This is a genomic window from Enterococcus sp. DIV2371 (assembly GCF_050498525.1).
GTDB classification, from domain to species: domain Bacteria; phylum Bacillota; class Bacilli; order Lactobacillales; family Enterococcaceae; genus Enterococcus_B; species Enterococcus_B mangumiae.
On sequence record NZ_JBIPAJ010000001.1, the window covers coordinates 694856 to 720857 of the forward strand.

The 26002-nt window shown below is 38.2% G+C and carries 26 protein-coding genes; 22 read left to right on the top strand and 4 right to left on the bottom strand.

Features of this window, described 5'->3' with window-relative positions; genetic code table 11:
- Positions 1–19 precede the first annotated feature (19 nt).
- The 9 genes from IGL24_RS03190 to IGL24_RS03230 all read left to right on the top strand — a co-directional run bounded on the left by IGL24_RS03190 (position 20) and on the right by IGL24_RS03230 (position 8183).
- Positions 20–952: an LCP family protein gene (locus IGL24_RS03190; protein WP_206859648.1), complete on the top strand. Its 933-nt coding sequence runs from the start codon at positions 20–22 to the stop codon at positions 950–952.
- 1173 nt (positions 953–2125) lie between these two features.
- Positions 2126–2320 (top strand): hypothetical protein, encoded by a 195-nt coding sequence (locus IGL24_RS03195; protein ID WP_242543301.1) that lies wholly within the window; start codon positions 2126–2128, stop codon positions 2318–2320.
- Positions 2317–2481, top strand: a complete 165-nt coding sequence (locus IGL24_RS03200) for an MmcQ/YjbR family DNA-binding protein (protein ID WP_339091831.1) — start codon at positions 2317–2319, stop codon at positions 2479–2481. Before IGL24_RS03195 ends, IGL24_RS03200 begins: the two co-directional genes overlap by 4 nt.
- A 226-nt stretch (positions 2482–2707) precedes the next feature.
- Entirely contained in the window at positions 2708–2935 is a 228-nt protein-coding gene (locus IGL24_RS03205; RefSeq protein ID WP_242699771.1) for a hypothetical protein, read from the top strand.
- A gap of 61 nt (positions 2936–2996) precedes the next feature.
- Positions 2997–4250, top strand: a complete 1254-nt coding sequence (locus tag IGL24_RS03210; protein ID WP_206856961.1) for an efflux RND transporter periplasmic adaptor subunit — start codon at positions 2997–2999, stop codon at positions 4248–4250.
- A complete protein-coding gene (locus IGL24_RS03215; RefSeq protein WP_206856963.1) occupies positions 4237–4920 on the top strand; it encodes an ATP-binding cassette domain-containing protein in 684 nt (227 codons plus the stop codon). Before IGL24_RS03210 ends, IGL24_RS03215 begins: the two co-directional genes overlap by 14 nt.
- A 6-nt stretch (positions 4921–4926) precedes the next feature.
- Positions 4927–6159, top strand: a complete 1233-nt coding sequence (locus IGL24_RS03220; protein WP_206856965.1) for an ABC transporter permease — start codon at positions 4927–4929, stop codon at positions 6157–6159.
- 12 nt (positions 6160–6171) lie between these two features.
- A complete protein-coding gene (locus IGL24_RS03225; RefSeq protein ID WP_206856968.1) occupies positions 6172–6828 on the top strand; it encodes a response regulator transcription factor in 657 nt (218 codons plus the stop codon).
- A complete protein-coding gene (locus IGL24_RS03230) occupies positions 6825–8183 on the top strand; it encodes a HAMP domain-containing sensor histidine kinase (protein WP_207700021.1) in 1359 nt (452 codons plus the stop codon). Before IGL24_RS03225 ends, IGL24_RS03230 begins: the two co-directional genes overlap by 4 nt.
- Before the next feature lie 285 nt (positions 8184–8468).
- On the opposite strand, the gene IGL24_RS03235 is transcribed toward IGL24_RS03230, so the two are convergent.
- Positions 8469–9839 (bottom strand): amino acid permease, encoded by a 1371-nt coding sequence (locus IGL24_RS03235; protein ID WP_206856972.1) that lies wholly within the window; start codon positions 9837–9839, stop codon positions 8469–8471.
- A gap of 235 nt (positions 9840–10074) precedes the next feature.
- Between IGL24_RS03235 and IGL24_RS03240 the strand changes: the two genes are divergently transcribed.
- From IGL24_RS03240 to IGL24_RS03265, 6 genes are all read left to right on the top strand, one after another.
- On the top strand, positions 10075–10821 hold the full coding sequence (locus IGL24_RS03240) for an ATP-binding cassette domain-containing protein (protein ID WP_206856973.1): 747 nt from the start codon (positions 10075–10077) through the stop codon (positions 10819–10821).
- A complete protein-coding gene (locus tag IGL24_RS03245) occupies positions 10818–11675 on the top strand; it encodes a metal ABC transporter permease (RefSeq protein WP_206856974.1) in 858 nt (285 codons plus the stop codon). Before IGL24_RS03240 ends, IGL24_RS03245 begins: the two co-directional genes overlap by 4 nt.
- Positions 11676–11705: 30 nt before the next feature.
- The gene (locus IGL24_RS03250) at positions 11706–12641 is read left to right on the top strand and encodes a metal ABC transporter substrate-binding protein (protein ID WP_206856975.1); all 936 of its coding nucleotides are present in this window, start codon (positions 11706–11708) and stop codon (positions 12639–12641) included.
- A 166-nt stretch (positions 12642–12807) separates the two neighbouring features.
- Positions 12808–13554, top strand: a complete 747-nt coding sequence (locus IGL24_RS03255) for a hypothetical protein (protein ID WP_206856976.1) — start codon at positions 12808–12810, stop codon at positions 13552–13554.
- 15 nt (positions 13555–13569) lie between these two features.
- Positions 13570–14736: a tRNA epoxyqueuosine(34) reductase QueG gene (gene queG / locus IGL24_RS03260; RefSeq protein ID WP_206856980.1), complete on the top strand. Its 1167-nt coding sequence runs from the start codon at positions 13570–13572 to the stop codon at positions 14734–14736.
- A gap of 377 nt (positions 14737–15113) precedes the next feature.
- The gene (locus IGL24_RS03265; protein ID WP_206856982.1) at positions 15114–15722 is read left to right on the top strand and encodes a LysM peptidoglycan-binding domain-containing protein; all 609 of its coding nucleotides are present in this window, start codon (positions 15114–15116) and stop codon (positions 15720–15722) included.
- A 65-nt stretch (positions 15723–15787) separates the two neighbouring features.
- On the opposite strand, the gene IGL24_RS03270 is transcribed toward IGL24_RS03265, so the two are convergent.
- Positions 15788–16894, bottom strand: a complete 1107-nt coding sequence (locus tag IGL24_RS03270) for an NAD(P)/FAD-dependent oxidoreductase (RefSeq protein ID WP_206856984.1) — start codon at positions 16892–16894, stop codon at positions 15788–15790.
- A 305-nt stretch (positions 16895–17199) separates the two neighbouring features.
- The gene (locus IGL24_RS03275; RefSeq protein WP_206856986.1) at positions 17200–18582 is read right to left on the bottom strand and encodes an MFS transporter; all 1383 of its coding nucleotides are present in this window, start codon (positions 18580–18582) and stop codon (positions 17200–17202) included.
- 208 nt (positions 18583–18790) lie between these two features.
- Between IGL24_RS03275 and IGL24_RS03280 the strand changes: the two genes are divergently transcribed.
- The 3 genes from IGL24_RS03280 (at position 18791) to IGL24_RS03290 (ending at position 20352) form a co-directional block, all read left to right on the top strand.
- Positions 18791–19441, top strand: coding sequence for a GyrI-like domain-containing protein (locus IGL24_RS03280; protein WP_206856991.1), 651 nt, complete (start codon positions 18791–18793; stop codon positions 19439–19441).
- 59 nt (positions 19442–19500) lie between these two features.
- On the top strand, positions 19501–19956 hold the full coding sequence (locus IGL24_RS03285; RefSeq protein ID WP_206856992.1) for an arginine repressor: 456 nt from the start codon (positions 19501–19503) through the stop codon (positions 19954–19956).
- A gap of 189 nt (positions 19957–20145) precedes the next feature.
- A complete protein-coding gene (locus IGL24_RS03290) occupies positions 20146–20352 on the top strand; it encodes a hypothetical protein (protein ID WP_023519183.1) in 207 nt (68 codons plus the stop codon).
- Between the two features lie 54 nt (positions 20353–20406).
- Here IGL24_RS03290 and IGL24_RS03295 read toward each other — a convergent pair whose 3' ends face one another.
- The gene (locus tag IGL24_RS03295) at positions 20407–21234 is read right to left on the bottom strand and encodes a manganese catalase family protein (RefSeq protein WP_206856993.1); all 828 of its coding nucleotides are present in this window, start codon (positions 21232–21234) and stop codon (positions 20407–20409) included.
- A gap of 389 nt (positions 21235–21623) precedes the next feature.
- Between IGL24_RS03295 and sapR the strand changes: the two genes are divergently transcribed.
- The 4 genes from sapR to IGL24_RS03315 all read left to right on the top strand — a co-directional run bounded on the left by sapR (position 21624) and on the right by IGL24_RS03315 (position 25978).
- Positions 21624–22298, top strand: a complete 675-nt coding sequence (gene sapR / locus IGL24_RS03300) for a two-component system response regulator SapR (protein ID WP_206856994.1) — start codon at positions 21624–21626, stop codon at positions 22296–22298.
- Positions 22299–22315: 17 nt separating this feature from the next.
- Positions 22316–23341: a two-component system sensor histidine kinase SapS gene (sapS, locus tag IGL24_RS03305; protein WP_206856995.1), complete on the top strand. Its 1026-nt coding sequence runs from the start codon at positions 22316–22318 to the stop codon at positions 23339–23341.
- Between the two features lie 348 nt (positions 23342–23689).
- Entirely contained in the window at positions 23690–24556 is an 867-nt protein-coding gene (locus IGL24_RS03310) for a GRP family sugar transporter (protein ID WP_206856997.1), read from the top strand.
- A gap of 42 nt (positions 24557–24598) precedes the next feature.
- Entirely contained in the window at positions 24599–25978 is a 1380-nt protein-coding gene (locus tag IGL24_RS03315; RefSeq protein ID WP_206856999.1) for an APC family permease, read from the top strand.
- Positions 25979–26002 lie beyond the last annotated feature (24 nt).

A 26002-nucleotide genomic window follows, 5' to 3' on the forward strand; every position in this document is an offset into this window, starting at 1 on the left:
AAAAAAAGGAGCAAAAATAATGTCAATGGTTAAACGAATCTTTCTTTCTATTTTAGCGGTCATGTTGATTGTCGTTATTGGGATTATTGGCTATGTCGGAAAAATCTATTTTGATGTGAAAGCAACAGCAAATGAATCCTATGAAGCAATCGAACGAACAGACGGTTCAAAAAATGACAGCTTAGATTATGAGTCTGGCGAACCTTTTTCTGTCTTATTGTTAGGAACGGATAGCGGTGATTTAGGTAGAACAGAGCAAGGGCGATCAGATACGATGATTGTTGCTACAGTCAATCCTAAAAAAGAAACAACCACATTAGTCAGCATTCCAAGAGATACTTATACAGAAATCGTAGGGCATGGTACAACGGATAAAATCAATCACGCCTATGCTTATGGGGGCGTTCCTATGTCACTATCAACTGTAGAAAATTTATTAAATGTTCCGATTGATTATTATGTTCAAATCGATTTAAAAGGCATGCAAGAATTAGTTGATGCTGTGGGCGGTGTTGACGTAAATAATGCCTTCAGTTTTAATTATGAAGGAACCGATTTCCCAATCGGAAAATTACACTTGGATGGCGAAAAGGCGCTCAAATATTCTCGGATGCGTTACGATGATCCTGATGGCGATTATGGTCGGCAAAAGAGACAACGACAAATTGTTACTGGTATTATAGACCAATTGAAATCAATAAAAACCTTGACGAATTATAAAGATTTCCTAGAAATAATTGGTGGAAATATGAAAACTGACGTACCGTGGAACATGATGCAAAGTATGGTTAAACAATACCGACCAGCACTGAAAAAAATAAAATCAGATCAACTAATGGGTACAGGTTTTACTGGAGATGGAGTGACAGGTGAACAAGGTATCTCTTACCAAAAAGTAGAAGAAAAAGAATTAACACGGATACAGAATGAATTAAAAGAACAATTAAAATAATGAGATGCACCTATTAAAAATAAGAAAAACAATGAAAGAAATCCAAAATTTGGATTTCTTTCATTGTTTTTTTGAACGTATAAAAAATAATAATTTGGTAAAATCTAACTTATAGACGTCCATTATATATTGTTTTTATAGGTACTGCCCGTTAGTGAAGTTTCAGGCAGTACCTGATTTTTGTTTATAGAGAGTAGCATATTGAGGTAGAGAGCAGACATTTTGAGGGTGAATAAAAATATCAGGATTTTCAAGGTTGTGTTTGTTATGAAAATATTAATATGCTGGAATTTTTAGAAATCAACTGAGTAAGACAACAAGATATTAAATTGGATTTTATTCTTGTATTGAGAATAATTATTTTGATATGCTTGAGTAAGAAGTTTACTTGAAAAGAGGCTATTGCTATTGAAGTGTAGAGCCACAAAATTAGGGAATCATTCATAAAAGTGACTCATCAAATTTTTATGGATTTTTCCGCTTATTTACAAAAAAATCACACGGATTCCGGTGTGAGCCTGACTTTAAGTTAATAAAAGTATTAGTTGTTTATTCTAGACTCAGCACTATCTGTTTAGGATAAGGGAATATAATGATCATGATATGAAATAGAAATATCTTCGTGAAGGTTGATAAAATCCGATGTTTTTTACTTGTTGTGACAATACTTATCCTTATTGAGTAGAAAAAAGACAAAGGAGTAAAAGTAAGCTCACGGTCACTATATTTGCTGAAACGAATTTATTTTTGACAACTCATAATGGATAAAAACACGAAGAAAAATATATTCAACTATGACTTTCATGCTTGATCTAGGTTTAGGTTTACGAGTGTAATCATGGTTGTCATATAGTGACCGAAGCTTATCAACTATCATATCAAGTTATTTCCAACAAAAATACTCATAAAATGGTTTTTAAAAAGTTACTATTAGTTATTAAAGACAGCAATACACAGAAAGAAAATACACTGGTTAAAAAGGGAATATTTACAATATAAAAGGACATGAGGTTATTTGGTGGAGGAAGCATAATAAAAGCCCTCAACACACAAAAAATAATTCGATCATTGATAACCAAATGATGTATCATTCCTTAGATGTAACATGACACATCGTTTAAATTGACTGATGATCATCCTATTTTATTTGTTGTCAGAAAGGAGAACCTACCTATGGACCTAACACAAAAACTCATCGATTTCACAGCTACCTTAAAAGACGTCCAAATCGATCATCCTTTTGCAAAATTTCCTGAGTATATCGTGTTGCGGCATCGATCGTCAGGTAAATGGTTTGGCTTGGTCGTTTCTATTGAAAAAGACAAATTGGGATTGGATGGGAAGGAAAAGTACCACTCCTCAATGTGAAAGCTGATCAAGAAATCATTTCGATTCTGAAAAAGAGTGAGGGGTATTATCCTGCCTATCATATGAATAAGAACCATTGGATCAGTGTGGCGCTGAATGGTGCAGTTGAAGAAAAACAAGTTGTCTACTTGCTGAAAGATAGTTATGAGTTGACGAAATAAATGAATTGAATCCCTCGCTTCATTACGAAAAACAATCCAACGATCACTTGGGTTGTTTTTTTGTTTACATAAAAATAGAGCGCTATCTTTTTGTTCTAAAAATATTAATAAAAAAATTACACAAAAAACAGATTAGCTTTAGAAAGAGAATAGGTCTGTTATGTATGATAGTAAACATAACAAGCGAAACATAACTAAAACAAATAGAAGAGGATGGTTTTTTATGATGAAAAAAGGAACAAAGTATAAAGGGTATCTTGTATTAGCTTTTTCAATCGGCCTTTTAGCAGGCTGTGGTTCAGGGACAAAAGAGTCGAATGAGGCTGAAATACCAAATGTGAAAAGCGAGAGAAAAGTGACTGTTGATGGAAAAGAAGGAACGGAACTAGTTATGGATGATGGAACGGTTGTTCAAATGTTTGATGAAGAAGTGTCGGAAAAAGAAGAGGAATGAGCTTTGGATAGAATTATATAAGCGCTTTTTTAATGACTGATCTTAATGAAGGAGTAGGTACATGAAGCAAAAAAAAAGAACAAAGTTCAACCGAAAATGGTATTTGCCAATAGCTGTCATCGTCGTTTTACTAGGGATTGGTGCGATCAGTCTGGTTGCAACCAGTGGCGGCACGAAAGAAAATAGTTCAGCAACAACGATTGAAGCACGCTCTGTTAAATCTCTCATCGATGAAGTAAAATCTGGAAACTTGATCTTAGCTGGGAAAGTCATGCCAAATAATAGTAATAAAATCAAAATCGATCCGGAACGTGGGTCAGTAAAAGAAATTTTGGTAAATGAAGGAGATGTCATTGAAAAAGGGCAACCTTTATTTACGTACCAAACAGATCAGCAGACAAAAGTGGCTGAAGCTGAAATGGATGTAGAAATCAAAGTGAGAGCGGTAGAACAAGCACGAGCGACTGCAAGTCAAAAATGGACGGCACATAATCAAAAAGTAGCAGAGCTCGGAAAAGCAAGACAGGATTATGCAAAAGAAAAATCGGAAGAGTTGCAAAGTACGATCAAAGCGTTAGAAGGAGAAGTCACAGGTTTACATGCAGAAGCTATTGCTGGCGACAATGAAGTGAAGAATGCAGAAACAGAATTAAGAAGGGCGCAATTACTTCTGGAAAACGAAAAAGGACGTTTGAATGAAGACACAGTGACAGCTGATCACTCAGGAAGAATCAAATCATTGAATCGCGACTTAGTCAATCAATCCAAAGAACGTCAAAAAGAAGAAAACTTTATGGAGATCCTTGATGATTCCAACTTGTATGTGGATGGTCAAGTCACTGAATTTGATCGTGAAAAGGTCGCTGTCGATCAGCGAGTAGAAATCATGGATCGTAAAAACCAAGAGAATACTTGGCAAGGAAGCATTGTGCAGGTGGCAAACTTAACGAATGAGGCAAAACAAGACGATCAAAAAGAAGAGAACCCTAATTTATCTAAGTTTCCTTATAAAGTTAAGATTGATCCAAAAGAAGAGATGCCATTGATTGGTTCGAATGTGTATGTCAATGTTTTACCGAAAGATTTTGTGGCTGGAAAAGTGATCATCAATCAAAGATACCTCATGGAAAAAGATGAAAAGTATTATGTCTGGAAAGTAGAAAATGATCGGATCAAAGAGCATGAAGTAAAGGTAAATCTGATGGAGGATGAACTCGCAGAAATAGTCGAAGGATTGACAGTTGAAGATCAGCTTGCTTTGCCACAAACAGGAATGGTCGAAGGAATGGAGGTTGGTGCGAGTGTTGACGCTTAACAACATCCATAAGTCTTATTGGCAAGGCGGAAAAGAGCTGCAAGTTCTTAAAGATATCTCTTTGCAGATCAATGAAGGCGAATTAGTTGCGATCATGGGGCCTTCAGGATCAGGAAAATCAACATTGATGAATATCATCGGTTGTTTGGACACGGCGACCTCAGGAGATTATATCGTTGAAGGAACTGACGTCAAAACGCTAGCTGACAATTCATTGGCTGATTTTCGCAATGCAAAAATCGGTTTTGTTTTCCAGAATTTCAATCTTATGCCAAAATTGTCCGTTTCGCAGAATGTGGAAATGCCTTTAACATATAAGAAAGTCAATAAAAAAGAGCGACGTAAGCGTGCGTTGGATATGTTGCAGCTCGTCGGTTTAGAGGATCGAAGTGAATTCAAACCGATGGAATTATCTGGAGGACAAAAACAGCGAGTGGCGATTGCGAGAGCTTTAGTCACCAATCCTAGTTTTGTTTTAGGCGATGAGCCGACAGGGGCACTTGATACAAAAACAAGTAGTCAAATCATGGAGCTATTCAAGCAATTCCATCAAGCGGGAAAGACGATTATTCTCATTACTCATGAGCCAGAAATCGCAGCGTTATGTCAACGAACGATTACTTTACGAGATGGTCAAATAATCAGCGACGAACAAAATGAAGTGAGGTGATCGGAAATGGAAGAAATCAGATTTGCCTTACAATCGATCTTTGCTCATAAAATGCGTTCGATATTGACCATGCTAGGTGTTATCATTGGGATTGCTGCCATTATTTCGATTTTCAGTATCATCGGAGGTAACACCGAAAAAATGAAACGAGAAATGATTGGTGGCAACAATAATACGATGAATATCCAATATGACAGAAAAAGTGCTTTCCAACAGAACCTTATGTCTGGTGGAATCCTGTCTGACAAGGAAGAGAAAAAACCGTTATATTTTCCATTTTTGGGTGAGGAGGTACTGAAGCAAATCAATGAAATACCAGAAGTCTTAGCGAGTGGTTTGTCCTATCAAAAAGATGGGAAAATCTATAGGAAAGCAAAAGGAACCGACGCCAAAGTTTCTGCTGTCACTTCATCTGTTGAGGAGTTAGAGCAATTAAACTTCATCAAAGGAGAAGGATTTGGTTCTCAAGCATTTAAAGAGAATCAACAAGTGATTTTTTTAGAAAATGAGCTATATGATGAACTGTTTCCGAATGAAGAAGGTATAGGACAGTTTGTCGAAGTGAATGGTGTTCCCTTTAAAGTTCAAGGTGTATTTAAATTAGATCCAAATAGTAGCAATATATTTAGTTTTGAAAAACGAGCTTATGTTCCTTTGCAGCAAGCACATAAACTATCTGATGAGTTGGATATTGTACCACTTGTCACGATCCAAACAAATCATACCGATCAATTACAAACTGCTTCGGAAAAAGCAGCAGAGATCCTTAACCAACAGATCCCACCATCCGATTATGAGTATGGGATAATGAATCTTAGCGAATTTGCCAGGGAATTGGAACGAATGAATCAATCAAGTTTTATTCTTTTAACTGGTATAGCAAGTATCTCTTTATTGGTCGGAGGGATCGGTGTGATGAATATCATGTTGGTTTCAGTTACAGAAAGAACGAAAGAAATTGGGATAAAGAAAGCCCTCGGTGCAAGAAGAAAAACTATTTTAAAACAGTTTTTAGTCGAAGCGGTCGTCCTGACTTTGATTGGTGGTGTGCTGGGTGTGCTGATTGGATTACTCAGTGGCTATGCCATTACTCAGTCGCTTGATTATCCTTATATCGTATCCGCACTTTCAATTGTCGGCAGTTTGATTTTCAGTTCAATGATGGGAATCATATTCGGTCTATTGCCGGCAATGAAAGCATCAAAATTAAACCCTATCGAGGCGCTTCGCTTTGAATAAGGAGAGGTACACATGGAGAAAATTCTAGTAGTTGAAGATGAATATATGATCAATCAAATCGTAACGGAATTTTTAAAAGAGCGAAAATATGAGGTCTGTTCAGTCAGGAGTGGCGAACAGGCATTGGAAGTTTTTGCTGAGGAAACATTTGACTTGATCCTATTGGACATTATGTTGCCTGGGATAAGGGGGACGGATGTTTTAAAGAAAATAAGAGAAACTTCGGATGTGCCCATCATCATGTTAACTGCGTTAGATGATGAATATACGCAATTACTCAGTTTCTCTCATTTGATCAGTGACTATGTGGTTAAACCTTTTTCACCGCTTATTTTGATCAAACGTATCGAAAATGTTTTTCGGTTGAATAAAGGAAATCCACATATAACTATCGGAGAGTATGCCATTGATTTAGATGGTGGTCTTGTAAAACATCAGACAGAAGAAATCCACTTAACCAGAAAAGAGTATGATATTTTAGTGGTTCTGATAAGGAATAAAGGGAAAATCGTCACGCGAGAACAATTGGTTTATCAAGTTTGGTCGTATGAATATCATTTGGAGAATCGCATATTAGATAATCATATTAAAAACATTCGAAAGAAAATGCCTCTATTATCGATAAAAACAATTAAAAATAGAGGTTATCAATTAGAGGTTTCACCATGAACATCATGCTGAAAAATTTTCTGTTTTCTGGGGTCATCATTTTTTTAGTCTCGATCATCTCATTGGTTGCTTTATATTTTACAATGCCTGTCTATTATGAGCGAATGAAGCTAAATGAAATAAACAAGGAATTCAATCAAGTGGCAAAGAGTATCGAGAACAAAGATTTATCTACCATACAAAAGGAGGTTGATCAATACTGGTTTGGAAGAGAACAAAATCTTGATCTCATGTTGATGGATAAGAATGGCAGAGTCATTGGTCCATTTTTTGATGTGAATCTTGATTATTCAGGAATAAACTATTTTTCTGATGAAATGAGTCTTTATCAAGAAATTACGGACAAAGAAGGTAATACTTATTATTTACTCGGTATGTATTCGTTGCAACCAGTCGCAGAAGCAAGTCAAGTTTTACTTCATTTATATCCATTTATCATCATCATCTCACTGATCATCGGTGGAATAGGTGCCTACTATTATAGTATTTATTCAACAAAAAAAATCAAAGAAATCTCCAAAGTGACAGAAAAGATGATCGATTTAGATGCGGATATTCGTTGTGATGTCAAAGGTACGGATGAAATCTCACTTTTAGCGCAAGATATCAATCAATTATATGCGTCTTTGATCCAAACGATTGATGTTTTAGAGCTTGAAGTAGCAAAAACGAAAGAATTAGAAAAAGCAAAATCAGAGTTCATGCAAGTTGCTTCGCATGAATTAAAAACACCCGTGGCGTCATTGATGGGGCTGATTGATGGCATGATCTATAATGTCGGTAAGTTCAAAGATAGAGAACGCTATTTAGAAGTTTGCAAAAATATTTTGCAAGAACAAACAGAAATGATCAATAATATTCTCTTTGCTTCGAGAAATCATTTGCCGTCAGATGATGTGGTCTATGAAGAAGTATCTATCAAAGAAATGATTGAACATAAATTAACTTCTTTTCGGATACTAGCTGAAGCAGAACAGAAAAAGCTAGTCGTTCACCTAAAAGAGCAGTCGATCATCGGGAATAAAAATGATCTTGATAAGATTTTAGATAATCTACTGAGTAATGCTTTCAAATACACAAAGCATGAAGGGGAAATCAGTCTGTTTTTCGATGGGAAACAATTATTGATTGAAAATGAGGTCAACCAGATACTGGATGCGGAGGAATTAAGTAAGATTTTCCAGCCGTTTTATCGACCAGATTATAGTCGAAGTCGTGATACTGGCGGTACTGGTCTCGGACTGTTTATCGTACAACAACTATTAGACAAGTATGGCTGGGAGTATTCATTTAAGCCATCAACTAATTCTAGCATGTGTTTTTCTGTCACTTTTGTGGAGAACAAAAGAAAGTAATAAGGTCATCCATACGTTTGGGACTATCAGTAGAGAAAAAAATCAGACTGCACAACTGCTATTTGCCAGGGACTTTATTTCTATATTTATACACACTCAATTGGAATTCACTAAACCACACCATACCATACTAGAACAAAGTAAAGAACAGAACGATTATTGAAATCACATGTTAATACACTCTTGTAGAAAGTTTAGTCCCTGGTGAGTAGCAGTTGTGCAATCTGGTTATTATAGAGAATAAAAGAAGTCAGGACTACCATTGTGTAGTCTTGACTTCTTTTACTATTGCTTGATTTTTCTTTCACGTACAAAATAGTAGAGCGCCATATACACTAAGAAAACGAAACCGATCATCAATGAAACCCTTGTTTCAGGATTGATGAACATAAAGATCAAAACGACTGCCAAAAAGCCTAATGACAGATAATTGGTATATGGAGAAAAAGGCATTTTGAACGGATGTGACGCCATTTCCAACTGATGACTCTTTCTAAATTTGATTTGACTGATCAAAATAACGATCCAAGGGACCATTCCTGGTAAGATACTGGAACTATAGACAAAAACAAATAGATCCTGTGTTTGAGAATAGACTAATGGCAACAAATAATTCAAAATCAACCCAATCAAAATACCAAATGAGATGGCTACTACTGGATAAAATGGAACGCCATGTCGGGTAAGTTTCAAGAATTTTTTAGACATTTTGCCGTTGATTGCTAAGGTATAAACCATTCGACTGGCACTGAAAATACCAGAATTACAACCAGATAAAGCTGCGGTGATCACAACAAAATTGATCAAACCAGCCGCAAATGTGATTCCAATTTTAGAAAATGTTTGAACAAACGGTGATCCTAGTTCGCTTAATTGGTTCCAAGGATAGATACTGACAATGATGAAGATTGCGCCAATGTAAAATATCAAAATACGCCCAATCGTTGACTGCACCGCTTCGACGATCGTTTTTTGCGGATCTTTCGCTTCACCTGCGGTCATTCCGATCAATTCGATTCCTTGATAAGAGGCAACGACGATCGATAGAGCAAAAAAGAAACCTTTTACGCCGCCTGTAAAGAAACCACCATTTTTCCATAAGTTTGAAATCCCGATTGCTTCGCCATGATTACCGAATCCGAAAAAAATAATTCCTAAACCAGCGATGATCATCAAAATGATCGTGACTACTTTAATAGTAGAAAACCAAAATTCTAATTCACCAAATGCTTTGACTGATACAAGATTTGCGAACATCAAAAAGAGGACGACAATGATCCCTGGTATGATTTGAGGCAAGTCTGGCCACCAGTAGTTCATATATTCCCCTACAGCGATCACTTCGCTGATACCGACCACGATAAACTGAAAAATGTTGCTCCAAGCGGTCAAATAGCCTGCGACGGGATGGATATATTCACTTGCATAATTAGCAAATGAACCAGTAGAGGGATCAAGATACAGCATTTCACCTAAGGCACGCATGATCAGATACAAAAAGAAGCCTGCTACAGCATAAGCAACCATTACAGAAGGCCCTGTCCAACGGATGGTGGATGAAGCACCCATGAACAGACCGACACCGATCGTCCCTCCTAGCGCGATCATTTGAATATGACGGGCGCTGAGACTCCGAGTTAATTTTTCTTCTTCCATACAAAAACCCCTTTTTTAAGTTGAGTGATAAAGTAAAAAATAAGTTCATTTTATAACTGAGAAAATAAATAACGAATATTACTTTAAGGCTCTTGTTTGTGATTTTACATAAAAATTTTTAAAATTGCGAGAAAAATCAAAAAAATCTTTCACAACACTTGTAAATCATTTTGATATTAGTTAAACTAAGATTAAATAAAAAGTTAGGTATGCCGAAAAAAAGGAGTGGCGAAAGGTGTCTAAAAATGAAATCTCCGTTAAAGATTTAACGGTTGCGTACCAAGGAAAGACAGTATTAAATAATGTATCAACAGTTATCCAAGCACAAAAATTTACCGGGATCATAGGACCGAATGGTGCCGGGAAATCTACTTTTATGAAGGCTTTATTGGAGCTAGTTCCTAAAGTTTCTGGTGAAATCACTTTTGACGATCGATCCATAAAAACGATCCGCAAAAAAATTGCCTATGTGGAACAACGAAGTGAGTTGGATCTTTCTTTTCCAATCGATGTGTTAGGAGTCGTTCTATTAGGAACCTATCCATCCTTGCGTTTGGGTCAACGACCTGGGAAAAAAGAAAAGGAACGAGCGAAGCAAGCTTTACGAAAAGTTGATATGGCGGACTATGAAGATCGTCAAATCAGTGAATTATCTGGTGGTCAATTACAGCGGATCTTTATCGCCCGAGCATTGGCTCAGGGCGCAGAATGGATCTTTTTAGATGAACCGTTTGTAGGGATCGATGCGGTCAGTGAAAGAAAAATCTTTGCTATTTTGAATGAACTGAAAAATGAAGGAAAAACTATTGTGATCGTCCATCATGATCTGCACAAAGTCGAAGCTTATTTTGATGAAGTGATTTTATTGAATCAAGCGCTGATCGCAGCTGGACCAGTTGGCGAAGTATTTACTTCAGAAAATCTACAGTTGGCTTATGGGGAGATCATTGGACAATTAGCTAAAGGGGTAATGGAAAAATGATTCAATCGTTTATTGAGGGGTTAATGGATTATCAGTTTCTACAATACGCATTGATCACATCGATGCTCGTAGGACTAGCTTCAGGTGTGATTGGCTCTTTTATTATTTTAAGAGGCATGTCGTTGATGGGGGATGCAATCTCTCATGCAGTACTACCTGGAGTGGCGATTTCTTATATGTTTGGTTTTAGTTATATTTTAGGAGCTACCGCATTTGGGATGTTGACAGCTGGAATCATTGGATTTGTCACACAACGGAGTCGCTTGAAAAATGATACAGCAATCGGGATCGTTTTTAGTTCTTTCTTTGCATTAGGGGTCATCTTGATTTCTTTTGCTCAAAGTGCGACGAATCTTTACCATATCTTATTTGGGAATGTCTTAGCAGTCAGAGAAAGTGATATGTTGATGACTGCGATCGTCAGTGGAATCGTGTTGCTGTTCGTGTTGATTTTCTATAAAGAATTGAAAATCACTTCGTTTGATCCGATGATGGCAAAAGCTTATGGCTTGAATACGACGCTTATCCACTATTTATTGATGTTCTTCTTAACACTGGTTGCCGTTGTGAGTTTACAGACAGTTGGGACGATTTTAGTCATCTCCATGTTGATCACACCAGCAGCAACCGCGTATCTATTGACCGATCGATTGGCAAAAATGATTTTTATCTCGGCGACAGTCGGTGTATTGAGTGCCATCATCGGTGTGTTTTACAGTTATAGTTACAATTGGCCATCAGGAGCAACAATCGTGTTGACCAGTGCAGTATTCTTTACGTTGGCCTTTTTATTTTCACCGACTAAAGGAATTGTTTTTTCAAGAAATAAACGAAAAAAGAATGCCGAGTCGTAAAAAAACTAACGATAGAAATGGAGTATATACATGAAAAACAAAATGAACATCTTATGGTTGATCGGAGCTGCTTTATTTATTTTTGCAGGTTGCGGCAGTTCGGCAGCAGAAGAGAACGAGGAAAAACTGACAGTTGTAGCAACGAATTCGATCATTGCCGATATGGCAAAAGAAGTCGGAAAAGATTTAACTACTGTCCATAGTATCGTCCCAGTTGGAACAGACCCCCATGAATATGAAGTATTGCCAGAAGATATCAAAAATGCAAGTGATGCCGATGTGATCTTATACAACGGGTTAAACTTAGAAACTGGTAATGGCTGGTTTGACAACTTGATGGATACAGCAAATAAAACAGAAAATGAAGATTATTTTGCAGTAAGTAAAGAAGTCGAACCTCTGTATTTATCAGGAGGAGAGTCAGAGACAGAAGCAGATCCACATGCTTGGTTAGATCTTTCAAACGGCATCAAATATGTGGAAGAAATCGCACGTATCTTTGCTGAAAAAGATCCGGATCATGCGGCACAATATGAAGAAAATGCCAATGCGTATATTGAAAAATTAAAAGAATTAGATCAACAAGCAAAAGAAAGCTTTAATTCGATCCCAGAAAATCAAAAGTTGTTAGTGACAAGTGAAGGTGCGTTTAAATACTTCTCACAAGCGTACGATCTACCAGCGGGCTATATTTGGGAAATCAACACGGAAAGCCAAGGAACACCTGAACAAATGCAATCGATCGTCAGTCAAGTTCGTGCATCAGATGTCCCAGTCTTATTTGTAGAAACAAGTGTTGACCCAAGAAGCATGGAGCGTGTGGCAAATGAAACAGGTCTTGAGATCTTTGACGAGCTATTCACTGATTCGATCGCTAAAGAAGGCGAAGATGGTGACTCTTATTATGACATGATGAAGTGGAATATCGAAAGAATCCACGAAGGTCTGTCGCAAGAAAAGAACTAAGTAATCATCAAAAGTCTTAATAAAAAAGTTAAAAAACAGAGAAAAGACGGTCCCTTGTCTTTTCTCTGTTTTTCTATCAAGAGAAATTCGTTCGTTTATTGTTTTATAGATACCAATTTTAGTGAAATTCCGTTATAGTTAAAAGAGAGGAAAGGAAGGTGAAGCTATGAATTTTACTAGCAAAGATAAACTTTTGATTGCAGAAGAAATAACAAAAAAGATCAAGCAACTAGAAAATAAGGAGAAAGACCAAGATCTCCAATTTCTTGAAGCAGAAATGGCTAAAGCGTTCATAGCAAGCCCAGAAGAATTGGAAGAGGAGACATATCCTGGAAAATGGTTGTTTGACGATTTTCAGCCATTAGATGAAGAAACTGGTATCGGCTATTTTGTTTTTCTTTCATCTGTCGGTTTTACGCCTGGCGTATTAGTCAAACAAAAGAATGAACTCAAGGTCCAAGCATGGCCTGCGCTGTTTTCTCTGATAGGAACAGAAGGGGTCATTCCCAAAATCCAATCCGCATTTTTCAAGAGTGCATTTATCGCAAATAGCAAACTAATGAATACGTATTATAATCGTTTAGTAGAAATCGCTCGTCCTGGAGAGATTCCGCAAACGTTCACTTACGGGCAACAAAAGAATCTATACGAAGACGTTGTTTATTCAAGGGATCTATCTGAGTTTTCGCCAAGAGAACAACTCCGTTTACATGAATTACTTCATACCAAACCAGTTTCATTGAACTTTTTCAATGCGTTAGATCAACGCCGGAAATGGGTGTCCGTGAATTTCTGGGAAGTGTTTGCGGCTAGAAATCGTTGGATGGAGGAAAGAAAAATCCCAGATCAACAAATCCAATTCGTTCAATTGAAAAGAGAACGATTATATTATGGTTTATATAGTCGTGTCTGATCGAGGGTGGAAAGAATGGCATTAACATTAAAAGAAGAAATCATTCAAGAAAGCAAGCGTATTGGGATCGATAAAATCGGGTTTACCACCGCAGAGCCTTTTGATCACTTGAAAGAATCGTTGGAGGAACAAAAAGCTGCTGGGCATACATCAGGATTTGAACATCCAAATATTGATGAGCGTTTATATCCAGAAATGACGTTTGATCGGCCAAAATCGATCATTGCAATTGCTTTAGCGTATCCTACAAAGATCCATGAAAAAATGCCTAGAGATGAGAAGCGTGGACAATTTGCCCGAGCCTCCTGGGGAATCGATTACCATGATATCTTACGTGACCGTTTGCAACAATTGATTTCATTTATCGAGTCACGAGCAACTCACTGGCAAAAAGAAGAAGAATGGCGCTTGGCTCCGCAAGTGGATACAGGAGAGTTGATCGATGTCGCTGTTGCGCAACGTGCCGGATTAGGGTTTATTGGTCGAAACGGGCTATTGATCACAGAGGAGTTTGGTTCGTTCGTCTATCTAGGAGAGATCGTGACAAACATCGACTTAGAGCCAGATACTCCTGGTGTCTTCGGGTGTGGTGAATGTACGCGTTGTGTCACTGCTTGTCCAACAGGGGCGCTTTTAGGTGATGGCAGGATGAACGCACAACGTTGTCTGTCTTATCAGACACAAACAAAAGGCATGATGCCAGAAGAGTATCGGAAAAAGATGAGTAACGTCATTTATGGTTGTGACATCTGTCAGTTAGTTTGTCCATATAATAGAGGAAAAGATTTTCATTTCCATCCAGAAATGGAACCGCAAGTGGAAGAAGTCTATCCAAAACTCACGCCTATGCTAACGATCTCCAATAAAGAATTCAAGCAACAATACGGGCATCTGGCTGGCTCATGGCGTGGTAGAAAACCACTTCAACGAAATGCGCTGATTGCTTTAGCCAATTTAGGCGAACGTGCTGCTTTGCCTCATATTGAAGAATGTCTCAGTGATGTCCGTCCGGTGATCCGCGGGACGGCAGCGTGGGCAATCGGTAAATTAGGAATCAAAGACCCTGAAAAATGGCAAGAAGTGTTGACGAATGCGTTGGAAAAAGAAACAGAAGAAGAAGCAATCCATGAAATGGATCAAGCAATCCAATTGTTACAAAAGAAAAAAAACGCTAAAAAATGACTTTTTTATTTCAAATGAATCATTTTCTCCAGTAATTGTTGTAACAATTACTGGTTTTTTTGTGTTAATTGCATCTATTTTTCGAAAAATGAGAAGAATTTCGCAAAAAAATCCAATAAATTAAAAAAAATATTTTCTGAATATTACAGAACACGTGTTTTATCAAAAATTCTAACAAAGTGACGAAAAACGATTACAACATTGATTTATAAGCTTTCTACGACTTTAGTCCTAGTTTTTCCAAAAAACAAATATTACAAATATTAAAAATATGACGATTTTGTCATGAATTGTCATAATTCTTTCACCTATGAAATATTTCTAAATGATAAAGTTAGTGACGTTGAAACAAATCAAAGAGAAAAAAGGAGCTTACTATGAATTCAATTAAAAAGATCGTTTTGGGGACAACTGTTGCCGCTGGAGCAACTGCAATGTTTGTAGGAACTACTGCTCATGCAGATGAAGTTTATACAGTGAAAGCTGGAGACTCATTATCTAAAATCTCACAAAAATTTGCAGGTGACAATTCACTGATCAAAGCAATTGCTGAACAAAATTCGATTGACGATATCAACCGTATTTTTGTTGGGGAAGAATTAACAATTCCAGCTGACGCTTCATCAGTAAAAACAACAGAAGTAGCACCAACAACAGAAAAAGTAGAAACTCCTGTAGTTACAGAAACACCAGCGCAAGAATATACATACGTTGCGCCTGTTGAAACAGTTGAAGTAGCACCTGCTACAGCTACTGTAACAACAAACAGCAACTCTGCGAAAGAATGGATTGCACAAAAAGAATCAGGTGGTTCATACACTGCAACAAACGGCCGCTACATCGGACGTTACCAATTAGATTCAGCATATTTGAACGGTGACTACTCACCAGCGAACCAAGAACGTGTTGTAGAAGAATACGTTGCTGGACGCTACGGTTCATGGGATGCTGCAAAAGCATTCTGGTTAGCAAACGGTTGGTACTAAGATAAAACCAAGTATGAAATCAAAAAGAGGACTACGCAAGTAGGTCTCTTTTTTTTGCTTTTCTTTTATATTCGTGAAAGATACGTGCCAATCGGTTTTTGATAATGCTCGCCTCGCCAAGTTCCTGTATTGAGATAGTCTGCGATCAAATAGCCGATATAAGGTCCGGTAGTCAAACCAGAAGAGCCTAAGCCGCTTGCAGCAATCAACGTTGGTTCTTCAGGCACAGGCGCAAAGAATGGCGCAAAATCAGAAGTGTACGCACGTGTGCCGACACGCATCGTGTGTGTCCATGTAGCAAGCTGATCAGAATCAGTCAAAAATGGTGCGGTATTTTGGATCAGTTGTTGATAAGCCGCTTCAGTTGGCGCGAGGTCCCATCTTGCATCATTTTCATGGGTGGCACCAACTAGTATTGTCCCATTATTGAATGGGATAAAATCGGCTTCACCTTCTAACATAGCGACAGGCCATTCTTGACTGTGTAAATAAGGCGTTTGAAAAACGATCAGTTGCCCTTTTTGGGGGCGAATATCTGCACAGATTCCGATCTCTTCAAGCAACGGTTTCAATGAAGGTCCAGGGGCTAAGATCACTCGGTCAAATGACTTGTGCCCAAAAGTACCAGACACGAGCCATTGGGTGGCTTTTTTGCGTAATTGGACACGTTCAGAGACAACTTGGACCCTTTTCTGTTCTAACCGTGCGGCAAGGTGAGACAGATAAGCGTGACCATCTAAACGGCCTCCGCCACTGACAAACAAGGAAGGAGTTGGTTTTAGCAAGGGAAGAGCCTTCGCTGTTTCCTCAGCACTCAATAGTGAAATATCACCAATTTCTGGTGCTTCCTTCTTTCGTTCTTCCGCAAGTGCGGCAAGGTCCTCCAAAGCTTCTTTTGTGCGAAAGATCAATGTACCTGATTGTTTATAGATAGAATCATCAAGTGCTAGATCTTGGATGAGCTTTGGGAAGAAAGCAGCGCCATCTTTTGCTAACTGATACCACTGTTTATTTCGTCTTTTGGAAAGCCAAGGCGAGATGATCCCAGCACTTGCCCGAGTTGCTTGTCCTTCTTTTGCATCGAACAAGGTAACCTCAAATTTAGAGGTATCTAAATAATTTGCTAATGTCATACCGATGATACCACCACCGATAACAGCGATTTTTTCCATAAAAAAACCTCCTTTACGTATCTACCATCTCATAGAATGTTAGAAGATACAATATTTTATCCGAGGATTTTATTCGCTTGAATACAAAATTTTGTGTTGAAAGCTAATCGTTGAAAAAAATGAGAGTGAGACAAAAATAAAATTCATTTTTGTTTCTAACATTAAAACCGAATAAACGGTGTTCCAGAAGCAACTCCTTCGGAAATAAGCCGAGAAACCCAAAAATTTGAAGAACGATTTTCGGGTTTCTCGGCTTATTTCTCGGAGCTGAACACTTCTGTCACAACCTCATTCGGAGTATCGTTCTAATTTTGTTCTTGCTTAGGCTTTTGCATCATGTAACGGATAAATAGGAGCAAGCTGATGATCAATAAGCAAAGTAGGACACCTAAAGCCACTTTTGAACCGAGTGTAGTTGCGGCTTCATAACTATTCGAACGATGGTCTTGGAAAAAGTTGATGATCACAGCAACTAGCGTAGTAGCGACAGCTCCGGAAAATTGTTGTAACGTATTGAATACAGCATTACCGTCTGATTGTAATTCCATTGATAAAGCATTCATCCCAGTTGTCATCATATTACTATAAGAAAGGCCGATACCGATCATATAGAAGAAGTGACAAGCAATCAAGAAGCCTAGTGATGCGTGGCCTAGTATCACGACAAGGACACTCCAACCCACCAATGAAAACAAGAGACCAATAAAAATCGGTTTTTTAGGTCCGTGTTGGTCGAGTAATTTCCCTGAGAAAGGAGATAAGAGAGCACCAATCGCTGCCCCTGGAAGCATCGCTAAACCTGCGACAAACGCATTGTTTCCTTGAACGATTTGGACAAAGTTCGGTAGGACAAAGGAAACACCAAGCAGTAAAAATTGATAAACTAAAAAACTAAATAAAAATAAGCGGAACGTGCGATTTTTAAAAATCTCTAGTCGGATCAAAGGGTGTGTGGCTTTTTTTGTTCGTTGATAGAAAAGCAAGAAGCCTAAAATAGCGATGACCAAGGACACCCAGCCAATCCAGTCTTTAAACATACTTAAAAACGTAAGGCTTCCACTAAACATCAGACAAACACCGAAGACACTAAGTAAATCTAGGCGACCAGTTTTCTCAACCGCAAATTTTGGAATCGCATATAAGCCGATCCCAAGTGAAAGGAGCAATACTGGCAATAGAAAGAGGAAAATATGACTCCATGAGAAGTTAGCAGTCAAAATCCCACCATATGTTGGACCGATCGCTGGAGCAATCGCAGTTGTCAAAGTACCGAGTCCCATCATCGTGCCTCTTTTTCCCATAGGGGCAAAAGTCAAAATGATATGAAACATCAAAGGCAAGGCGATCCCTGTCGCAGCCCCTTGGAGCACACGACCTAAGAGCAATAACAAGAAGGTAGGAGAAAAGTAATCGACCAACAAACCAGCAATAAATAGTAAATTAGAACTCAAGAAAAGTGTTCGGATACTAAAGTTTTTTGTCAGATAGGTCGAAAGGGGTACGATGATCGCAATCATCAACAAATAGATGGTCGTAACCCATTGTACCTGAGACGTACTGATTTGAAATTCTTGGATAAGTGTAGGGAAAGTCACGTTCATTGCGGTTTCAATCAAAACCCCAGAAAATGACATGATCCCTGTGGCAAGTACTGCCGGAACTAACTGTAGTTGTTTTTCTTTTTGCATGATTTTCACCTCTAATTTTCTCGTAAAAAAAGAGACAGATTTCTATTCTAAAATAGAAACCGCCTCTCTCTCGACACGCTAGGCGTGTTATCTGTACGATTTATCATTCGGCTTATTCTAGCATAAGTCTAAAAATAGTGTCAACCAGATTAGCCAAGCGAATGTAAAAGAGTTATGATAGTAGTGAAGAACAAAACAAGGAGGGCTTATGGAAAAAATCGAATGGCGAAAAAACGACCCTAGTTATCGTATGTCAAAGAAACCACAGCTACTGAAACTCCGTGCTAAAAACTTTTTTTGTATCAATGGAGTAGGTGATCCAAACGGGGAAGAATTCAAGCGTCGTATAGGCTGTTTATATGCTGTAAGTTATACGATCCGAATGGCACAAAAAAGTGGCTGGTTGATTCCTGATTATGCACCTTACACCGTTTATCCTTTAGAAGGTCATTGGGGGCTACAAGAAAAATTTTTGAATGAACCAGTGATGTTAAAGGAACATTTTTCTTATCAGTTGATGATCCAGCAACCGGATTTTGTTACCTCTCAAGTGGCTTCAGAGGCGTTAACGCGAGCCGCAAGTAAAATCCCAGAAGATTTAGTGAGTCAACTTTTCTTCACGTCGATCGAAGAAGGCATGGTTGCGCAAATCTTACACGTTGGTCCATACGATGATGAACCAGAAACATTTGAAAAGCTGGATGTATTTCTTAAAGAAAAAGGCTATCACCGAACATCAAAAGAGCATAAAGAAATCTATATGAGTGATCCAAGAAGGGTTGCACCAGAAAAATTAAAAACGATTTTACGAGTGACCGTAGAACAAGACAAACCAGACGAAGTGTCAGAAATCAAATAAATGCAACCGATAGATTACTTGTTTTTTGCTATAATTAGATACGAAGAGGTGTTTTTTGTATGAAAAAAAATCAACGACAATCATTGATTCGCCAATTGATCACGGAACATGCGATCGGTACGCAAGAGGAATTATTGAATCATTTACAGATGAATGGTGTCAATGCAACTCAAGCAACGATCTCACGAGATATCCGCGAATTGAAGCTCGTTAAGGTCCAAGATGAGAATAAACAGATAAGGTATGCGTTATTCAATCAACAAGCCGATTCTTTAATGGAAGATCGCTTACGAAATGCGGTCAAACGTGAAGTCTTACGTATCCAACCCATCCAATTCATGATCGTGGTCTTGACTGAAAAAGATGGTGCGGACGTCGTGACGAATTGGTTAGATGAAGTAAATTATCCAGAAGTCGCTGCAACGATTGCTGGGGTCGATACGTTCATTATTATTTGTCGAACAGAAGAAGAAGCTCAGTCTTTTGCCGAAAAATTAGAGCAAATGAGGGAATAGGTTCGCTTTTTTATCTAGTCATCAATGGAAGCGCTAAACAAACAGGTAGTTGTTTAGATACTACGAAACGGTAGGAGTGCTGGACTTAATGGTAGGTAATTTGATCGAACGATCTCGGAATAAGTCGTAGCATCCCAAAGTGCCAATCAATTTGAACAACTAGACAGTGAAAGAGAGGCGAACGAGCCAGTGATGACAAACATGATCATTTTCTTGACCATTTTAGTTTACGGCGTCAATTTCTTGGCGTTTATGTATATTAAAATAAAAGAAATCAAAAATTATTTAGAAAAAATAGCCATCTATTTTGGTGTGAATATGACGTTGTTATTCACAAGTAGTATTTTCTTATTTTTCGGGAAGATCGTCGAAGACGGAATCCTGTTGATCGAGTGATCCACAAAAAAACTGATGCCCACTACGTTGGAGGCATCAGTTTTTGCTTTTCGTTTATTTTTTTGGAGGTGTACCGTACATTTTAGGCGTTACTGGTTTTAATTTAGGTGCTTCGCCTTCAATTTTAGGTTCTTTCAACCATTGATATTCTCCTTCACCATCTAGCGCTTTGCCTTTTGCCCAAGAGCCTTCGCTACTTTCGTCACCTTCTGAAAGGTTATAGAAATCATAGGCAATGTCTTTACGTTCTTCTTCTCTTGGGAAGGTTGTAGGAACAAGGATACCGCCTTCAGTTTCTTCTAATTCTTTTACAGCAGCTGCCCAAAGATTTTGGTGATAGCTGTCTCTAGCTAATAAAACTGAAAGTAAGTCTTTTACGCCACGATCATCGATCATTTCGTAAATACGAGCGACTTGTAGTCTTCCTTGAGATTCAGCATTCAAGTTGGCACGGAAATCAGCAAGTAAGTTCCCACTAGCAATAATATAGCCACCACTCCAAGGATTACCTACACTATCCGCAGGACGTGGTCCTAAGCCAGCTACGATAGCATGTTGAGGATTCATACCGGAAATGATCGCACCGATCGTTGGGTCTTTTTTCATTGCTTCTTCTTGATCTTCAACAGGTGCATCTTCGAGTAAGCGAGCAACCATCGTCGCTAACATTTCAACGTGTCCAAGTTCTTCTGTCGCAATGTCCATTAACATATCTTTATATTTTTCTTCCCCACGACAACTCCAACCTTGGAAAAGGTATTGCATCGCTACACTCATTTCACCATATTGTCCGCCAATCAATTCTTGTAAATATTTTGCGATTAATGGATTCGGACGATCTGGTTTTGCCTCAAACTGTAATTCTTTTTGGTGTCTAAACATCAAATCTCCTCCTAATCATTTTTTAATACATTACTATTGTTATATGGAATAGAAAAAAATTCAAAGGAAACGCTCTGATTATCAAAAATAATTTATAAACGTTGATTTAACAATGTTTTATTCTGTGAGCTTGAGTCGGTCAAAAGAAAAAGAATGAAGCAAATCGACGAAATAGCTTTTGTCCAAAAATGAAAAAGAATGTTTGTTTCCAATTGTATTCTCATTTTATTGACGGAAAGTAAGTAAGGGGATTTTCGTCACGAGGTACTACTTTCTGTTTTTATAATCTTACTGCTCAGGTCAGAACGCTTTTCTCACGACCTATTGTTACTTGTAGAATGTTTGCTTCTTTGATATGGTTAGTACAAGAAAAACATCGGAGGTATATCATGGCTAAAATTATGGTAGTAGAAGATGAAGAGATCATTCGTCAGCTGATTATGGAAGAGTTGGAGAAATGGCAATTTGAAACGTATGGAACATCAGATTTCAATCAGGTTTTTGCTGATTTTGAAAAAGAAGAACCGCAGCTTGTTCTGTTAGATATCAATCTACCCGTTTTTGATGGTTATTATTGGTGTCAAAAAATTCGTGAGATCTCTAAAGTACCGATCATTTTTATTTCAAGTCGTAATACCAATATGGATATGATCATGGCAATGAATATGGGGGCGGATGATTTTGTGACGAAGCCGTTCCAAATCGATGTCTTGATTGCTAAAATCAATGCTTTGTTACGTCGTTCATACAATTATGGTGAGTTGTCGAGTGAGATGATGACACATAATGGCATCACATTGAATGTTGATAACGGCAGTATGGAGATCAATGGCGAAATGATCGATTTGAGTAAAAATGAGTATCGCCTGTTATTCATTCTAATGAAGCAACACGGCAAGATTTTGACTCGCGAAAAATTATTGCGTGCATTATGGGATGATGAACGGTTTGTTGATGACAATACATTGACGGTCAACATCAATCGTTTGCGTCGTAAGATCGAACAAGCAGGTATCACCGGCTATATCGAAACAAAAGTCGGCCAGGGGTATATCGTTCCCTGAAAGGATGAAAGATAACTATGAATTTTTTTAAGTATTTGAAAGATCAATGGTCGCTGATCGTTGGCTGGGTATTTTTCATTTTGTTGACGATTTTTGTCATGTGGTTAGCCCCTAATATCACAGTAGACTGGGCTACGATTGCATACCTAGCTTTGATCGAAGGTGTCTTTTTACTCTTTTTCTTGCTTGTCAGTTATTTAAGTAAACGTAGATGGTGGGCGAAATTGTCGAATCTGCAAAAAATTTCCCCTTTACAAAATTATTTGGATGGTGGACATACGGAAGAAGAAAAATTGGTGGAGGCTTATATCAATCAGCTGATACGTGAACATCAGGAAGTGATGCAAGAAGCCATCACGAATCAACAAGATCAAAAAGATTATATCGACTCATGGGTCCACGAAATCAAAGTTCCCGTAGCAGCTTCAGAATTACTGTTACGCTCGATTGAGTTTGATATTGACGATCAAAAGTATACGCTGTTAGAAAACGAGTTGTCTAAAATCGATGAGTATGTCGAACAAGTATTGTATTATGCTCGCTTGGATAGTTTTTCAAGGGACTATTTGATTCAAGAATACAGTATCAAGAGCATCATCCAACCGGTCATTCGTAGCCAAGCAAATTATTTTATCCAAAAGAAGATACGCTATGAAGTAATCGGTGAAGACCAAACGATTTTAACGGATTCGAAATGGGTAGCGTTTATTTTTAAACAAATTCTTAGCAATGCTATCAAGTATACGCCAGATGAAGGTGAGATCAAATTGTTGATCGAGAAAACCCCAAAAGGCGTAAACTTTTCTGTCAAAGATTCAGGGATCGGTATCCCAAAAGAAGATGTTGGACGGATTTTCGACAAAGGATTTACGGGGGCGAATGGTCGTCTGAGCAAAACACATTCTACTGGCTTAGGCTTGTACCTTGCTAAAAATCTGGCTGAAAAACTCGGGATCACGCTCACTGTTGATTCGATCGAGGGAGAAGGAACGACGATGACTTTATTTTTCCCTATCTTGAGTTTTTACCAAGAAGAGCGTTAAAATCAAGGAGATTTTCATACTTGTTTCTGAAGTCAGTCTATGAAACATTTTTAGCGACGAAAGATAGACTTCTTTTGCCCATGGAGATCATAGCGACTCTACTTACAATAAGCGAATGATTTAAAAAATTTTAATGTCGAATGTATTTGCCATTGCTCGAAAATCGGCTGATTTTCGGAGCAGTGGCTGATTTTTGCTTATTGGTTTCTTAGTGTCTGCTCACACTTCAGAGAACTGTTGATGAAGTTAAGTTAGAAAAAAGTGAGAAATAAAAAATAACTCTTGTGTTGTTAACGTTTTCGTTGATATGTTCTATAACATGTGACATTGAAAAGAAGGAGAATGGTTATGGAATTATTAATCGCATTAGTCCCAATGGTAGCATGGGGGAGTATTGGTTTAGTCAGTGGAAAGATCGGTGGCGATGCCAATCAACAAACATTAGGGATGACGATCGGCGCATTTCTTTTTTCACTCGTTGCCTTTTTCATCGTTAGTCCAACAATCACACCGTGGATCGCATTGATTGGTTTTCTATCTGGTCTAGCATGGAGCGTTGGTCAAAACGGTCAGTTCCATGGGATGAAATTCATGGGTGTATCTGTAGGGTTACCGTTATCGACTGGTTTTCAATTGATTTTGAATACGATTGCGGGTGCTGTGTTTTTCCATGAATGGACGCAAACAAAAGATTATGTTTACGGTATTTTAGCATTGATTCTTCTTGTAAGCGGTGCGTATTTGACGGCTAGACAAGATGATGAAGGAAAAGTTGATACAGAGAATACAATGCTTGATTTTGGTAAGGGATTCAGAGCATTGATCTATTCTACGTTAGGTTATGGTGTGTATACGATCATCGTTAACTGGGCAAACTTAGATGCGATGTCGATTATTTTACCGCAAAGTATCGGGATGATTTTAGGAGCAAGCTTTTTTGCATTCCGAAAAGTTAAAGTCGATCAATATGTTTGGAAAAACATGGCAAGCGGATTGTTATGGGGAATCGGTAACGTATGTATGCTATTGACTGTGAAGTCATTAGGACTAGCAGTAGGTTTCTCTCTTTCACAAATGGGAATCATCATTTCAACTCTAGGTGGTATTTTTATCTTAGGTGAGAAAAAGACAAAAAAAGAGCTTATATTTGTAATTGTAGGTTGCCTTTTAGTTATTTTTGGTGGTATTCTTTTAGGGTATATGAAAACAGCGTAAAGCTGTTTTTTTATATACTCAAAATCAGGGGGAGGAAATTAAATGGATTTGTTTCGTAAGAAAGAAATCAATCTCAATCATACGAGTGAGATGAAGAAAGAACTAAAAACATCCGATCTGATCATGCTTGGTATTGGCGCGATCATCGGTACAGGAATATTTGTCGTAACAGGAGTGGCAGCAAACCAAAATGCAGGCCCAGCACTATCATTATCGTTTGTCTTAGCAGCGATCGTTGTGATTTTATCTGGTCTAAGCTTTGCAGAATTTGCGTCACGCGTACCAGTGATCGGTGGACCTTATGCGTATCTCTATGTCGTATTTGGAGAATTTGCTGCATGGTTGACTGGATGGCTATTGATCGGTGAGTTTTTATTAGCCGTTTCATCTGTCGCGTCTGGTTGGTCCGGTTATGTACAAGGGTTTATTGAAAGTCTTGGCTTTGGCTTGCCAACTGCTCTAACAGGTGGATATAACCCAGCCAATGGTACATACATCGACTTAATTGCGGTGCTTGTTGTGATTTTCGTCACATACGTTGTTTCTTTGGAGGCAAAGAAAGCGTTACGATTGAACAACATGATGGTTTATGTGAAATTTGGAATCATTGCATTATTTATTATTGTAGGAATCTTTTTTGTTAAGCCAGAGAATTGGCAACCATTTACACCGTTCGGCTTCGAAGGAGTACTGGATGGCGCAGCATTAGTTTTCTTCGCATTCTTAGGATTTGATGCGGTAGCGATGGCGGCAGAGGAAGTAAAAAATCCGCAAAAAGATGTACCTCGTGGAATCATCGGTTCGATCTTGATCGCAACAGTTTTATATATCATTGTGACATTGATTTTAACAGGAATCGTTCCTTATACAGAATTAGGGGTAAATGATCCTGTGGCATTCGCAATGCGTTATGTCGGTCATGGTACAGTAGGTGCAATCATCGCTGTTGGGGCGATTTTGACCTTATTGACGGTTACGATCTCAATGATGTATTCATTAGCTCGTTTATTGTTTGCAGTAAGTAAAGATGGCTTGTTGCCACAATTCATGACAGAAATCGATAAGAAACACCGTACGCCAAAGAAAGCGACTTATGCAGCAGGAATCGCCGCATTATTCTTCGCCGGATTCTTCCCGTTGAATATTTTGGCAGAGTTGACGAACATCATGGCATTAGCTTATCTGATGTTAGTAAGTCTAGGATTATTGAAATTGCGTAAAATGTTTGGTAAACCAAAAGCTGGCGAGTTCAAAGTGCCGTTGGTGCCGATTTTACCAATCATTTCGATTTTATCTTGTCTCGTTTTGATGTCACGTCTACAAGCGGTGACTTGGTTAGTCTTTGCGATTACGATGGTCATCGGACTAGTGATTTATTTTGGTTATGGTTATAAACACAGTAAGATGAATACCGAAAAATAGGAAACAAAAAACCTTGTATCAAGC

What these genes read in the sequence shown, in the direction of transcription:
- IGL24_RS03235 (WP_206856972.1), bottom strand. Translation starts at nt 9,839, where the DNA reads ATGGAAGAAGAAAAATTAACTCGGAGTCTCAGCGCCCGTCATATTCAA.
- IGL24_RS03315 (WP_206856999.1), top strand. Translation starts at nt 24,599, where the DNA reads ATGGATTTGTTTCGTAAGAAAGAAATCAATCTCAATCATACGAGTGAG.
- sapR (WP_206856994.1), top strand. Translation starts at nt 21,624, where the DNA reads ATGGCTAAAATTATGGTAGTAGAAGATGAAGAGATCATTCGTCAGCTG.
- IGL24_RS03205 (WP_242699771.1), top strand. Translation starts at nt 2,708, where the DNA reads ATGAAAAAAGGAACAAAGTATAAAGGGTATCTTGTATTAGCTTTTTCA.
- IGL24_RS03220 (WP_206856965.1), top strand. Translation starts at nt 4,927, where the DNA reads ATGGAAGAAATCAGATTTGCCTTACAATCGATCTTTGCTCATAAAATG.
- IGL24_RS03245 (WP_206856974.1), top strand. Translation starts at nt 10,818, where the DNA reads ATGATTCAATCGTTTATTGAGGGGTTAATGGATTATCAGTTTCTACAA.
- IGL24_RS03285 (WP_206856992.1), top strand. Translation starts at nt 19,501, where the DNA reads ATGAAAAAAAATCAACGACAATCATTGATTCGCCAATTGATCACGGAA.
- queG (WP_206856980.1), top strand. Translation starts at nt 13,570, where the DNA reads ATGGCATTAACATTAAAAGAAGAAATCATTCAAGAAAGCAAGCGTATT.
- IGL24_RS03195 (WP_242543301.1), top strand. Translation starts at nt 2,126, where the DNA reads ATGGACCTAACACAAAAACTCATCGATTTCACAGCTACCTTAAAAGAC.
- IGL24_RS03230 (WP_207700021.1), top strand. Translation starts at nt 6,825, where the DNA reads ATGAACATCATGCTGAAAAATTTTCTGTTTTCTGGGGTCATCATTTTT.
- IGL24_RS03295 (WP_206856993.1), bottom strand. Translation starts at nt 21,234, where the DNA reads ATGTTTAGACACCAAAAAGAATTACAGTTTGAGGCAAAACCAGATCGT.
- sapS (WP_206856995.1), top strand. Translation starts at nt 22,316, where the DNA reads ATGAATTTTTTTAAGTATTTGAAAGATCAATGGTCGCTGATCGTTGGC.
- IGL24_RS03265 (WP_206856982.1), top strand. Translation starts at nt 15,114, where the DNA reads ATGAATTCAATTAAAAAGATCGTTTTGGGGACAACTGTTGCCGCTGGA.
- IGL24_RS03190 (WP_206859648.1), top strand. Translation starts at nt 20, where the DNA reads ATGTCAATGGTTAAACGAATCTTTCTTTCTATTTTAGCGGTCATGTTG.
- IGL24_RS03210 (WP_206856961.1), top strand. Translation starts at nt 2,997, where the DNA reads ATGAAGCAAAAAAAAAGAACAAAGTTCAACCGAAAATGGTATTTGCCA.
- IGL24_RS03310 (WP_206856997.1), top strand. Translation starts at nt 23,690, where the DNA reads ATGGAATTATTAATCGCATTAGTCCCAATGGTAGCATGGGGGAGTATT.
- IGL24_RS03270 (WP_206856984.1), bottom strand. Translation starts at nt 16,894, where the DNA reads ATGGAAAAAATCGCTGTTATCGGTGGTGGTATCATCGGTATGACATTA.
- IGL24_RS03280 (WP_206856991.1), top strand. Translation starts at nt 18,791, where the DNA reads ATGGAAAAAATCGAATGGCGAAAAAACGACCCTAGTTATCGTATGTCA.
- IGL24_RS03250 (WP_206856975.1), top strand. Translation starts at nt 11,706, where the DNA reads ATGAAAAACAAAATGAACATCTTATGGTTGATCGGAGCTGCTTTATTT.
- IGL24_RS03225 (WP_206856968.1), top strand. Translation starts at nt 6,172, where the DNA reads ATGGAGAAAATTCTAGTAGTTGAAGATGAATATATGATCAATCAAATC.
- IGL24_RS03275 (WP_206856986.1), bottom strand. Translation starts at nt 18,582, where the DNA reads ATGCAAAAAGAAAAACAACTACAGTTAGTTCCGGCAGTACTTGCCACA.
- IGL24_RS03255 (WP_206856976.1), top strand. Translation starts at nt 12,808, where the DNA reads ATGAATTTTACTAGCAAAGATAAACTTTTGATTGCAGAAGAAATAACA.